Origin of the sequence: Streptomyces shenzhenensis, from assembly GCF_003688995.1 — a bacterium.
Taxonomy (GTDB): Bacteria; Actinomycetota; Actinomycetes; order Streptomycetales; family Streptomycetaceae; genus Streptomyces; species Streptomyces shenzhenensis_A.
On record NZ_PENI01000007.1, the window covers coordinates 76,906 to 89,549 of the forward strand.

Annotated in this window: 11 protein-coding genes and 1 pseudogene; 10 read left to right on the forward strand and 2 right to left on the reverse strand. The window is 72.8% G+C overall.

What is annotated here, in order from left to right:
- Window positions 1-91: 91 nt before the first annotated feature.
- Entirely contained in the window at window positions 92-1,378 is a 1,287-nt protein-coding gene (locus tag CTZ28_RS13895) for an ATP-binding protein (protein ID WP_259471596.1), read from the forward strand.
- 68 nt (window positions 1,379-1,446) lie between these two features.
- On the opposite strand, the gene CTZ28_RS13900 is transcribed toward CTZ28_RS13895, so the two are convergent.
- Entirely contained in the window at window positions 1,447-2,274 is an 828-nt protein-coding gene (locus CTZ28_RS13900) for an alpha/beta fold hydrolase (protein WP_121889667.1), read from the reverse strand.
- 221 nt (window positions 2,275-2,495) lie between these two features.
- On the opposite strand from CTZ28_RS13900, the gene CTZ28_RS48220 reads away from it, so the two are divergent.
- Both CTZ28_RS48220 and CTZ28_RS13905 read left to right on the forward strand, forming a co-directional pair.
- A complete protein-coding gene (locus CTZ28_RS48220) occupies window positions 2,496-2,621 on the forward strand; it encodes a hypothetical protein (protein ID WP_259471597.1) in 126 nt (41 codons plus the stop codon).
- On the forward strand, window positions 2,618-3,790 hold the full coding sequence (locus CTZ28_RS13905; protein WP_121889668.1) for a cysteine desulfurase family protein: 1,173 nt from the start codon (window positions 2,618-2,620) through the stop codon (window positions 3,788-3,790). Before CTZ28_RS48220 ends, CTZ28_RS13905 begins: the two co-directional genes overlap by 4 nt.
- A gap of 45 nt (window positions 3,791-3,835) precedes the next feature.
- Here the strand turns inward: CTZ28_RS13905 and CTZ28_RS13910 are convergent, their stop codons facing one another.
- Window positions 3,836-4,465, reverse strand: a complete 630-nt coding sequence (locus CTZ28_RS13910) for a TetR/AcrR family transcriptional regulator (RefSeq protein WP_121889669.1) — start codon at window positions 4,463-4,465, stop codon at window positions 3,836-3,838.
- 108 nt (window positions 4,466-4,573) lie between these two features.
- Here CTZ28_RS13910 and CTZ28_RS13915 point away from each other — a divergent pair, with 108 nt between their 5' ends.
- From CTZ28_RS13915 to CTZ28_RS13945, 7 genes and pseudogenes are all read left to right on the forward strand, one after another.
- Entirely contained in the window at window positions 4,574-5,854 is a 1,281-nt protein-coding gene (locus tag CTZ28_RS13915; RefSeq protein ID WP_398655966.1) for an MFS transporter, read from the forward strand.
- A 121-nt stretch (window positions 5,855-5,975) separates the two neighbouring features.
- A complete protein-coding gene (locus tag CTZ28_RS13920; RefSeq protein WP_121889671.1) occupies window positions 5,976-6,413 on the forward strand; it encodes a DUF3574 domain-containing protein in 438 nt (145 codons plus the stop codon).
- A gap of 128 nt (window positions 6,414-6,541) precedes the next feature.
- A pseudogene (locus CTZ28_RS13925) lies at window positions 6,542-6,895 on the forward strand (phosphotransferase-like protein); the annotation flags it as partial.
- A gap of 1,065 nt (window positions 6,896-7,960) precedes the next feature.
- Window positions 7,961-9,166, forward strand: a complete 1,206-nt coding sequence (locus tag CTZ28_RS13930; protein ID WP_121889673.1) for a cytochrome P450 — start codon at window positions 7,961-7,963, stop codon at window positions 9,164-9,166.
- A 122-nt stretch (window positions 9,167-9,288) separates the two neighbouring features.
- Window positions 9,289-10,872, forward strand: coding sequence for a benzoylformate decarboxylase (gene mdlC / locus CTZ28_RS13935; protein WP_259471598.1), 1,584 nt, complete (start codon window positions 9,289-9,291; stop codon window positions 10,870-10,872).
- Window positions 10,873-10,945: 73 nt separating this feature from the next.
- Window positions 10,946-11,743 carry a MerR family transcriptional regulator gene (locus CTZ28_RS13940; protein WP_121889675.1) on the forward strand — a complete coding sequence of 266 codons (798 nt, stop codon included), beginning with the start codon at window positions 10,946-10,948 and terminating at the stop codon, window positions 11,741-11,743.
- Window positions 11,740-12,639, forward strand: a complete 900-nt coding sequence (locus CTZ28_RS13945; RefSeq protein WP_121889676.1) for a hypothetical protein — start codon at window positions 11,740-11,742, stop codon at window positions 12,637-12,639. The genes CTZ28_RS13940 and CTZ28_RS13945 overlap by 4 nt, the downstream gene beginning before the upstream one ends.
- The last annotated feature ends 5 nt before the right edge of the window (window positions 12,640-12,644 follow it).

The window sequence follows — 12,644 nt, forward strand, 5'->3', positions numbered from 1 at the left end:
CCGTACACCGCCCGCACACCGCCCGGCCGTCCCGGCTCGAAGTGCTCCCCGCAGCCTCCACGGGGAGAATGAGGTCCCCTGACCCTGTGAGGTGGTGGCGATGCCCGCATGGCATCTACGCGACTATCACGACGACGATCTCGACCAGGCCGTCCAGATCTGGGACCACAGCCGCCGCACCGACGAGGACCGGGTGTTTCCGATCTCCGAGGTGATGGCCGCGGCCAAGGCCAGTCAGACGGCGGTGGTCGCGGCGGTCGGCGACGAGCTGGTCGGCATGGCCGTGGCGGAGGCGTGCGGGAAGCGGGCGTGGATCCTGCTGGTGGCGCTCGCCTCCCGGTGGCGCAAGCGGGGCATCGGCAGCGCTCTCCTCGCCGAGCTGGAGCGGCGGCTCAGGGCCATGGGCATCCGCCACATCAGCGCGCTGCTGCCCGCCCGCACGGCCGGGACCACGGCGCTGGAGAACTCCGGCTACCGGTCCCGCGGCGACCTGATCTACTACGAGAAGGTCGAACCGCCCGGGGCCGCGAACGTGGACGTCCTCGCGGCTCTGGGCGGCCGTATGCAGTCCGACGGGCTCTGGGACGCCATGGCCGGCATGGAACGCGAGAAACAGGTCGTCGAACGCCGTGTCGTGCTCCCGCTGACGGAGCCGGCGCTGGCCGACCGCTACGGCGTCGTGCCGCCCAAGGCGGTCATCCTGTTCGGCCCGCCCGGCACCGGGAAGACGAGCTTCGCCAAGGCGGTGGCCTCGCGACTCGGCTGGCCGTTCGTGGAGCTCTTCCCGTCCCGGCTCGCGACCGACACGAACGAGGGACTCGCCGCGGCGCTGCGGGAGGCTTTCGCGGATCTGGCGGACCTGGACTCGGTGCTGCTCTTCATCGACGAGGTCGAGGAGATCGCCGGCGCCCGGTCCGGCAAGGCGGTCGATCCCGGGCACGGGGTGACCAACGAGTTGCTGAAGCTCATCCCCGGCTTCCGCGAGCACGACGAACGGCTGCTGGTCTGTGCCACCAACTCCGTACGCTCGCTCGACGCTGCCTTCCTGCGGCCGGGCCGGTTCGACTACGTCATTCCCATCGGCCCGCCCGACCACACCGCCCGCGCGGCGATCTGGACCCGCTATCTGGGCGCCGCCGGCGCCACGGTGGACGTGCCGCGCCTGGTCGGGGCCAGTGAGCTGTTCACCCCGGCCGACATCGAGTTCGCCGCACGCAAGGGCGCACAGGCGGCATTCGAACGCGAGGTCAACGATCCCCAGGGCCGGCCGGCCACCACCGAGGACTATCTGACGGCCATCACCGACACCCGGCCGACGCTCACCGCGCGGGCGGTCGAGGAGTTCACCGAGGACATCCAGCAGTACAGCCGCCTCTGAGGCCGGCCGCTCGCACCGCGCGGTCCGACCGGTCCGCGGGGTCCGTGGAGCCGGCGGAGCCAGTGGGGTCAGCGGCGGAGGAACTCCAGCAGGTCGGCGTTGAACCTCTCTTTGGTGCCGGGCACCAGGGCCATGCCGTGGCTGCCGCCCTCGTACACCTTCAGCTCGGCGTGGGGGATGATCCTCGCGGACTTGCGGCCGGTGGCGTCGATGGGGACGACCTGGTCGTCGTCGCCGTGCACCACCAGCGTGGGCACGTCGAACTTCTCGAGATCGCCGGTGAAGTCGGTGTGGGCGAAGGCGTCCACACACTTCACCCCGCCCTCGATGGTCTCGGCCATGCCCATGTGCCAGAAGGCGTCGCGGTTGCCCTGGGTGACCTTGTTGCCGGGCCGGTTCGCGGAGAAGAACCCCTCCGACGTGTCCTTCCAGAACTGCGAACGTTCGTCGATGATGCCCTGCTTGATCTGCTGGAAGACCTCGTCCGGCACCCCCTCGGGGTTGCTGTCCGACTTGATCATCACCGGCGTGATGGCGGACAGCAGGACGGCCGAGCGGACCCGGGCGGTGTCGTGCCGGCCGATGTAGCGGGCCAGCTCGCCGCCGCCCATCGAGTGCGCCACGAGGGTCACGTCCCGCAGGTCAAGGCCGGTGATCAGGTCGTCGAGGTCGTCGGCGAAGGTGTCGAAGTCGTAGCCGTCCCAGACCGGGGTGGAGCGGCCATGGCCGCGCCGGTCGTGTGCGATACCGCGGAATCCGGCGTCGGCGACCGCTTTCAACTGGTCCTGCCAGGCGTCGCCGTTGAGCGGCCAGCCGTGGCTGAAGACCACGGGACGGCCCCGGCCCCAGTCCTTGTAGAAGATCTCGACACCGTCTCGCGTGGTGCAGGTGGGCATGGAACGTCCCTCCAGCCGTACCGTACGTTCTCCCTCCCCCACCCTGCCTGCCCGCCCGACCACACGCACCTCGGCCGAACCGGCCTGCCGGCATCGCGGGGCCCGGAGCCTCCTGACTCCGACCGCGCGCAGGCCGGAGGCAGCGGTGTCGGCCAAGATCAGGAGAAGGTGTCGAGAGGGGCGTGTGGTCATGACTCCCCCCTCTGATGTTCCATCGATCCATGGAGGATGCCGTGACGGAGACCGCCCCAACGGACTCGAAGGCGCAGCTGTACGACGTCCGGCTCGCCGGTGCCGAAGCCGCCCGGCTGTTCGCGCTGCCCGTCGCCGCGGCGGAGCTGACATGACCGGCGCGCCCCCGCCCCACCCCGGGTTGGCCGGCGGGCCGGTCTACCTGGACCACAACGCCACCACGCCCGTCGACCCGCGGGTCGCCGAGGCGATGGCGCCGTATCTGACCGACTTCTTCGGCAACCCCTCCAGCGGCCATCCCTACGGCGCCGAGCCCCGCCGGGCACTGGCCGAGGCGCGCGAGCGGGTGGCCGCCCTGGTCGGGGCCCGGCCTGCCGAGATCGTCTTCACCGCCTCGGGCTCCGAAGCGAACCTGCTCGCCCTGCGCGGCGCGGTGCTGGCCTCGGGCCGCGCCCGGCCCCATGTGATCACCCAGGCCACCGAGCATCCGGCCGTGCTGGAGACGGCGCGGGCCCTGGAGCGGCTGCACGGCGCGCGGGTGACGGTGCTGCCGGTCGACGGCGCCGGGCTGGTCGACCCGGCCGCGCTGGCCGCCGCCCTCACCGAGGAGACGGTGCTGGTGTCGGTGATGGCCGCCAACAACGAGACCGGCGCCCTCCAGCCGATCGCCGAACTGGCCGGCCTCGCCCGCACCCGCGGTGCGCTGTTCCACTGCGACGCCGCCCAGGCCGCCGGGAAGCTTCCCGTCGACGTCCGGCTCCTCGGGGTCGATCTGCTGACCGTCGTCGGACACAAGATGTACGCGCCCAAGGCCGTGGCCGCCCTCTACGTACGCGACGGGGTGCGGCTCGAGCCGGTGGTCCACGGCGGCGGCCAGGAGCGCGGCCTGCGCGCCGGCACCGAGAACGTGGCCCTGGCCGTCGCGCTGGGCACCGCCGCGCGCCTCGCCGCCGATGAGCTGGCCGCCGGCCGGGCCGCGCGGACCGCGGCGCTGCGCGACGGACTCCAGCGGCGGCTGACCGAGGGGCTGCCCGGCCGCGTCCACCTCAACGGCCCGGCCGTGGACCGGCTGCCGAACACGCTCAACGTCAGCATCGACGGCGCCCTCGGGGCCGAACTCCTCGCCGCCTGCCCCGAGATCGCGGCCGCCACCGGTTCGGCCTGCCACAGCGGCAGACACGAGCCGTCGCCCGTGCTGACGGCCATGGGCCTGCCCGCTGCGCGGGCGCTGGGGGCGCTGCGGCTCTCGCTGGGCCGCTGGAGCCACGGCGGCGAGGTCGAGACTGCGGCAACCGCCCTGATCCGTGCGGCTGCCGCACGGTGACCGGGCCGGCGAACACCCGGTGACCCGGCACACCCGAGGCGGACGTCAGGGCGGACCCGGGGGGCCCGCCGGCTTCGCCGGCTCGGGTCCCGGGCCGTTCGCACCGCTGCGCGCCGCACGGCGCGCACCGGCGACGACCGCGGTGACGGCCGCGGCGATGTCCGCGCGGGCGGTCGGAGTGGGGTCGAAGGAGTTGTGGATCGAGAAGCCCTCGACGAGCGCGTCCAGGGTGCGTGCCGTAGTGGCGTCGAAGTGCCGCGCGAGCGCGGATCTGCTGGCGTACATCCACGACCGCATGACCGGACGCAGCGCCGCGTTGCGCGCCGCGAACGCGTAGAGCTCGTAGCAGAGCAGCAGTTCCCGCGGGCTGCCCAGGGTGTCCCCGCAGATGATCTCGACGACGGCGGCCCCGGCCTCCTCGGGTGTCCGTGCGGCGTCCAGCAGGGCGCGGTAGCGCTCGGACATGGACTCGGCGAGCCGGGTGAACGCCTCGGTGAGCAGGTGCTGCATGTCGTCGAAGTAGTAGGTGAGCGAGCCCAGCGGAACACCGGCCGCCTGGGCGATCTTGCGGTAGGTGACGTTGATGGCCCCGTGTTCGGCGATCACGTCGAGCGCCGCGTCGATGATGCGGTCGCGTCGTGCGGGGTCGTTCGGCCCGCGTGATGTCCCTGCCATACCGATGTCTCCCGTTGCCCCTACACGGCGCCCGGCCAAGTATGTACATTTGTACACGTCGTCTGGCGCGGCCGTCACCCTCACGGATCCGCGCCTCCTGTTCGTCCACTGCGGAGACACTGCCCGATGGATCTCGCCATGCGCCGACGACGTCGGTCACTGTACGTGTTCTTCTTCATCCCCGGCATCGCCATGTCGTCATGGGTGACCCGGACCCCGGACGTCCGCGACCGGCTCGACGCCTCCACGGCCCAGATGGGGCTCGTCCTGTTCGGCCTCTCGGTCGGCTCCATGCTCGGCATCCTCTGCTCCGGCCGGCTGGTCGCCCGTTACGGCTCCAGGCCCGTCATCGGCCTGGGCACGTCCCTGGTGATCGCCAGCACCGCCGTCATCGCGGCGGGCAGCTACCTGTCCTCGGCCGCCGTCGTCACCGCGGGGCTCTTCACGTTCGGCGCGGGCACGGGATCGGGCGAGGTCGCGGTCAACATCGACGGCGCGGACGTCGAACGGGCCACCGGGACCACGGTGTTGCCGGTCCTGCACGGCTTCTTCAGCCTGGGCACGGTCATCGGCGCGGTCGCGGGCATCGCCGCCACGGCGGGCGGGTTTCCCACCCACTGGCATCTCGCGGTGACCACCCTGGTGTCCGCCGTGGCGTTCGGGTTCGCGTTCCGTGCCGTGCCCGCGGGCGTCGGACGCCGCGAGAACCGGTCCACCCGTTCCGCGGGGCACTCCTCCGGCCGGCTGTGGCGGGAGTCCAAGCTGCTGCTGATCGGCGCCGTCGTGCTGGCCATGGCCCTCGCGGAGGGTGCGGCCAACGACTGGCTGCCGCTGCTGATGGTCGACGGACACGGGCTCGACCCGGCGCTCGGCTCCCTCGTCTACGCCGGTTTCGCCGCGGCGATGGCCCTGGGGCGGTTCGGCGGCGGCTTCTTCGTCGAGCGGTACGGCCGGGGCACCGTGGTCCGGGCCAGCGCCCTGTCCGCGTCCCTGGGGCTCATCCTGGTGATCTTCTCCGACAGCGCGGTGCTCGCCGGAACGGCCGTACTGCTGTGGGGACTCGGCGCCTCGCTCGGGTTCCCGCTGACACTGTCCGCGGCGGGCGACTCCGGCCCGGACCAGACGGCACGGGTGAGCCTCGTGGCGACCGTCGGATACGTCGCCTTCCTCGTCGGGCCGCCCGGTCTCGGCTTCCTGGGCGACCACTTCGGTCTGCGCACCGCGATGATCGCCGTGCTGGCCTGCACCATCGTGGCCGTGGTGATCGCCCCCGCCGTCAACGCCCCCCGCGCCGCCGGGACCTCGGGCTCGCCCCTGCCCGCGCCGGCCGACGCCGCCGTACCCGCGGAATCCGAACGGACAGGTCCGCAGGGCCAGTCGGGCGGCTGAGCGGTCTCCCGCACCGACCGTGACCGCGACGACGGACCCCGTTGTCCCGACGGGGTCCCCGGATCCGGGGAAGCGTGCGCGTCGCGCGCAACCCACCCGGCCGCGCGCCGTTGTTCCGGGCATGAAGATCCACACACGAGCCGGTCTGCTGCTGGGCTGCGGCCTCGCGGTGACCGGCGCCGCCCTGGCCCCCGTGGTCGTCGCCGCCGACGCCCCCGCGGCCTCCCGGGACGCCTATGTCGAGAGCACGCTGTACTTCGGGACCGAACGGCCCGGCGGCGGCACGCCGGTGACCGAGGCGCAGTTCCAGCGGTTCCTCGACACCCAGGTCACCCCCCGTTTCCCGGACGGACTGACCGTGGACACGGTGCGCGGCCAGTACCGGGACCGCTTCGGGGCGATCGAGAAGGAACGCTCCTACCAGGTGATCGTCCTCTATCCGGCCGGTGGCGCACCGGCCGCCGACGCAAAGCTGGAGAGCATTCGGCGTCGGTACGAGAAGACGTTCCAGCAGGAGTCGGTCGGCCGCGTCGACGAGGCCGTCCGCGCCTCGTTCTGACCGTGCTCCGCGCTGCCCGCCGATGCCGGTCCGAGTGCCGTCCCCGCGCCCGCCGCCACCGGGGAGCAGACATCCGTTCCGGGTGCCGCCCCGGCGCCTCCACGGTGGCGCGGTGATGACCCAGCCCCGACCGTGCGGTGGCTGTCGGGCCGGAGTTCCGCAGGCTGGAAGCGGCATGGATCGAGGGGGTCGCCGCGATGGCCCGTGCGGGCGCCCAGGTCGTCGTCGACGAGGTCTTCCTCGGCGGCGCGGACTCGCGGCGGCGCCGGCGGCGGGCGCTGGGCGGGCTGCGGGTGCTGTGGGTCGGTGTCAGGTGTGACGGTGCGGTCGCCGCGGGCCGTGAGGTCGCACGGGGCGACCGGATCGCCGGCATGGCCGCGCCCCGGGCGGATCCGGTCCACCGGGGCGTGGTCCACGACCTGGAGGTGGACACCACCCACAGCGAGTCGATGGGGTGCGCGCGGGCCATCGCCGTACACGTCGTGCGATCGGCGGCCCGGCTGTCCGCCGGGTTTGAAGGCGGCTCCCCGGAATGCGGTCCGGGGTCTCCGCGCTCCGGTCCGGCTGCGCCGTCGCGGCGGGGGCCGGGGCACTCCTCCAGGTAGTCATGCGCCGGACGGTGACACCGCGGCGTGCGGACAGGCGGCGGGGGCGGCGGCCGATGCCTGCGGTGACGCCGTGACCTGGCCATGTGAAGGGCTCGGGCGGCCGGCGGGCTCGGGCGCCGACCGGGGGTGAGGGGCCGGCCGGGCCCTGCCGCCGCCCGCCGCGGCCCGGTTCCCCCGATTGCGGGGCGGGCGGTCGGCGTCTAGGGCGAGGCCCCCGCCGTGCGGTGGTGTCCTGTGCTCGGAGTGCGTACGCGCCGCCCAGGGTCGGCGCCGCCATCGGGCATGCCCGCGGGCGCGTCGCCGGGACCGAACGCGGGGACGGGGTTGGGCCGTTCGGACGCGCCGGACGGTCGCGCCGTGGGCCGATTCCGCCGGTTGGTCCATCGGGCCGAACGGGTCGGTGGCGAACACCGGCCCGCACCGTCTCCCGTGCTTCCATCGCGCCAGGAGGCATTTGTCATGGCTGACGAGCGACAGCAGGATCCGCGGTCCCGACCACCCGCGTCGCGGCCCGGCGTGCCGGCCGCGGCCACCCCGGTGTCCGTCCGCACCGGGGTTCCGGCCCGCGCTCTGTCCGCCCAGCGCCGACAACGTTGTCCACACGTGCCTTTATGACCGGGCAGGCATCATTGCCGACGCCCGGCCGGACCGCCTCGGGAGGCGCCGCCGCCCACGCCGACCTCCGGTCGGCCGCGGGGCCGTCACGCTGAGCGGTGACGGCCGGCGATGAGATCCCGGGCCGACTCCCCGGCCCGTGGCGCGGCCGGGCCGCACTCGTCGAAGCGGGCCACCGCCCGGCCGAGGACCGCGTCTCCTCCTCGTCTCCTCCTCGTCCACCCCGGGCCTCCGGCGATGCCGTCGGGCTCACCGGCGGCCTCCGCCGCCCGTGGACACCACCCATGTCGTACCTGTCGTACCACTGCCCCAAGGAGCCATCCGATGACCGGGAACGATGAGACCGTCACCTGCCCGTTCGACTTCAGCGACGCCCTGGATTTCGACCCCGTTCTCGCGGACCTGATGAACCGCGACAAACCGGTACGGATCCGACTCCCCCACGGCGATGCCGATGCCTGGCTGATCACCAGCTTCGACTCGGTCAAGCAGGTGACCACCGACCACCGGTTCAGCCGGGCGGGCATCATCGGCCGCGACTACCCCCGGATGACGCCGGAGCCCATCGTCTCGCCCGAGTCGATCAACGTGATGGACCCGCCGCAGAGCAGCCGGGTCCGGCACCTGGCCTCGCAGGCCTTCACCCAGCAGCACGTCGAGACCATGCGGCCCCGGATCGTCCGGCTCGCGGACCAGCTGCTGGACGACATGGAGCAGCAGGGGCCGCCGGCCGATCTGGTCCAGCGCCTGTCCGACCCGCTTCCCCAGCAGACCGTCCTCGACCTGCTCGGCATCGAACGGGACGAATGGCCCCGGATCCAGAAGTCCCTGCACCAGCTGCTCGTCGTGGGCGAGGGCAACAAGGATGCCGCCGCCAACGCCAAGGCCGAGTTGACCGCCTGTTTCGCCGAACTCGTCGAGCAGCGCCGGACGTCACCGGGTACGGACATCATCAGCGCGATGGCCGCGGCCCGGGAGGGTCAGGAACAGCTCGACGACAAGGAACTGGCGGTCATGACCCTGGTGCTGGCGCTCAGCGGCCAGGACACGGCGACCTGCGAGATCAGCGACATCATGTTCCTGCTGCTGACCCACCCCGAACTGATGGAGTACGTCAGGAGCCGGCCCGGGAAACTGCCCGACGTCCTGCACGAGTTGCTCCGCTACATCCCGTTCCGCAAGGGCGTCGGGATTCCCCGGGTGGCTCTCGAGGACGTGGAACTGGACGGTGTGCTGATCCGTGCGGGCGAGTACGTCCATGTGTCGTACCTGACGGCCAACCGCGAGCCTGAGCGCTACCCGGATCCGCACGTCATCGACGTGGACCGGCCCAACACGCCCCATATGACGTTCGGTTGGGGCGGCCACCGGTGCATCGCGATGCCGTTGGCCATGGCGGAGCTCGAAGTGGCCATCGGGCGGCTCCTGGAGCGGTTCCCCGGCCTGCGGCTCGCGGTGGCACCGCAGGAGGTGAAGTGGGACACGGCGACGATCCGCCGGTTCCCGCTGGAACTGCCGGTGGCCTGGTAGGAGACGGCTCACGTCCGCGGGTGGGAGGTGCCCCGTCCCACCCGCGGCCCCGGGCCGCACCGAGACGGCACGACGAGAAGGAGTGGCGGCGTCCAGTGGCTCAGACATCAACCGTTCGCAGCGTGACCTACGACCTGCTGCGCGCCCTCGGGCTGACCACCGTCTTCGGCAACCCCGGTTCGACGGAACAGCCCTTCCTGCAGGAATTTCCCGACGACTTCACCTATGTGATGGCGCTTCAGGAGGCCTCGGTCATCGCCATGGCCGACGCCTTCGCCCAGGTCACCCGGCGCCCCGCGGTGGTCAACGTGCACTCCTCGGCGGGCATGGGCAACGCCGTGGGCAACCTGGTCACCGCGTACCACGGGAACACCCCGCTGATCGTCACCTCCGGGCAGCAGCACCGCGGCATGCTCATCGGCGATCCCTACCTGGCCAATCGTGAGGCGACCACGCTGCCCAAGCCCTGGGTGAAGTGGTCCTACGAGCCCGTACGCGCCGAGGACGTTCCGGACGCGTTCATGCGGGCCTATGCGACGGCGCTCCAGCCGCCGGCCGGGCCGGTCTATCTGTCGATTCCGCTGGACGACTGGAAGCAGCCGCTGGCCGGGCCCGCCCGGCTGCGCGCCGTCAGCGAGCGGACGGCCCCCGACGAGCGGCGGCTGCGGCACTTCGCCGACCTGATCTCGGCCAGCAGCCGGCCCGCCCTGGTCTTCGGCCCTGAGGTGGACCGCAGCGGCGGCTGGGACGCGGCGGTCGCCCTGGCGGAGAAGCTGCGCGCGGCCGTGTACGGGGCCCCGCTGCTCGACCGCGCCTCCTTCCCCGAGGACCATCCGCTCTTCGGCGGCCCGCTCGGGCTGTCCATCAAGGCCATCGGCGACCGCATGGCCGGACACGACCTGGTCGTCATGATCGGCGGCGAGGTGTTCCGGTACTACCCGTACGTACCCGGCGACTGTCTCCCGGCCGGGACGCGGCTGCTGCAGATCACCGCCGATCCCGAAGTCGCCGCGGCGGCACGGGTGGGCGACAGCCTCCTGGGTGACACGAGGACCGTCATCGAGCGGCTCGTGGACCTGGTCGCCGAGGGGTCGGCACGCCGTGTCCCCGAACCGATGGAGAGGCCCCGGGAACTGCCGCCGACGCCGGGCCGCCCGCTGACTCCCCCGGAGGTGTACGCCGTCCTCAGCAAGGTCAGGCCGCCGGACGCCGTCATCGTCAACGAATCGACCTCCACCATGGCGCAGCAGGTCGAGTGGCTGCCGACCGTCAGATCCGGATCGTTCTTCGCCACGGCCAGCGGCGGCATCGGCTGGGGCACCCCGGCGGCCGTCGGGGTCGCGCTCGGGGATCGGGTCAGGGGCGCCCGGCGGCCCGTCATCGGTCTCATCGGCGACGGCTCGTTCCAGTACTCCGTCCAGGCCATCTGGACGGCCGCCCAGCACAGGCTGCCGATCGTCTATGTGGTCATGCGCAACCACGAGTACTCCATCCTCAAGTCCTTCGCGGAGCTGGAGGGGACTCCCGGCGTGCCCGGGCTCGATCTGCCCGGCATCGACGTCGCCTCCGTGGCGCGCGGCTTCGGCTGCCACGCCGTCGACGTCGACACCACCGAGGACCTGGAGCGCGCGTTCACCCGGGCCCTCGCCGCCGACACCCCGACGGTCGTCGTGGTCCCCACCCAGCCCCAGAAGGCGGCGCTGTAGCGGCGGCCGCCCGGTCCGGCAGCCCGTTCGTTCCGCTTGACCTTGTCGCTGCGACAACGTTTCTACTGATGTCATGCGAATTGGAGAGCTCGCCGACCTCGCCGGCATCACCACCCGCGCCGTGCGCCACTACCACCGCATCGGGCTGCTGCCCGAGCCGCCGCGGCAGCCCAACGGGTACCGCGAGTACGCGCTGCGCGACGCCGTCGAGCTGGCCCGCGTGCGCCGGCTCACCGAACTGGGTCTGAGCCTGGACGAGGTCAAGACCGTGCTCGCGGACGACGCGGGCAAGGATCTGGTCGAGATCCTCGCGGAGCTGGACGCCGACCTGGCCCGCCAGGAAGAGGCCATCCGGGACCGCCGCGCCCGCCTGGCCCAGCTGCTGAAGCAGGCCGAGCGGACCGGGCGGCTGCCCACCGACGCCCCCGTCTCCCCCGAGCTGACCGCCCTGTTCGATGTCATGGCCCACACATCGGCGGGGCTGCCGGGACCGGAGCCGGTGTCGGCGGCCAAGGAGCGGGAACTGCTCGCCCTGCTGGAGACCGGCTCACCGGGCGGCGACCGCCGCTGGCTCGACGCGCTGATGCACAGCCTGAGCGCCGACCCGGAGGCCATGCGGCGGGCCTACGAGGTCTACGCCCGGATGGACGAGCTGGCCGACGCCGACGAGGACGACCCGCGGGTGCCGGAGATCGCCCGGGCCATGGCCGCGGCCGTCCCCGACGAGGCGGTTCGGGCCCTGAACATCCCGGACGCCGGCGACATGGACGAGCACAGCGGCTTCATGGACGCCTTCTTCGCCGAAGTCGCCCCCGCCCAGTCCGCGGCCCTGCGCGGCGCCATCGCCCTGCTGCGGGAGCGTGCCCGGTGAAGACGCTGAGAAGGGTCGTGCGCTGGTCCTTCGCCGCGCTCGTGCCCGGCGAACTCGTCCTCGTGCTGTGTCTGGCCGGCGGGGTACGGATCCCCGCGGGCGTCCGTCCGGCGCTGGAGTCGGCGGTGCTCACGCTCGTGGCCGCGGCGATCACCTTGTTCTGCCTCGACCGCCGGCGGCACCGCCGGGACGGTCTCGACCGCCGTGCCGCCTTCCTGGCCGCGATCGCCGACACCGTCCCGGCGCCCGTGCGCACGCTGGCCGCCCACGAGCTCGTCCTCTCCGCCAGCCTTCTGCGCTGGGTGTTCCGCCGCGGCTCGCACGGCGTGCGCGACGGCGACCTGCCCGTCCGGTACGCCGCGGGCCAGACGGCCGTCATGTTCGGCTTCCTCTTCGTCTGTGTCGTCGAGACCGTGGCCCTGGCCCTGCTGATCCCCTGGCCCGTGGTGCACGCGGTCACTCTGGTCCTCGACATCTGGGGCTGCTACTTCGTCCTCGCCCTGCACGCCTCCTGCGTGGTGCGCCCGCACGTGATCGGCGCCGACGGCTCGCTGCGCCTGCGCTACGGCGCCCTGGTGGACATCCGCATCCCGGCCGACCGCATCGCCTCCGTCCGTCCGGACCGGAAGTTCCCGGAGAGCAGACTGGCCGCCGTGGACGAGAACGGCGTCGCCGACCTGGCCGTGGGCGGCCAGACGACGGTGACCGTCGAGCTCACCGAGCCGGTGCGGTACGTACGCGTCCTGGGCAGGCCCGCGGAGGCCCGCGCCATCCGCTTCTACGCCGACGACGCCGCACCGGCCGTGGCCGCGCTGCGGGCGGCCGGTACGAACCGGACCGCCGACGCCGCCGACGCCGCCGGCTCCGCCGTGGCCGACCGCGCCGGGAACCGGTGACCACC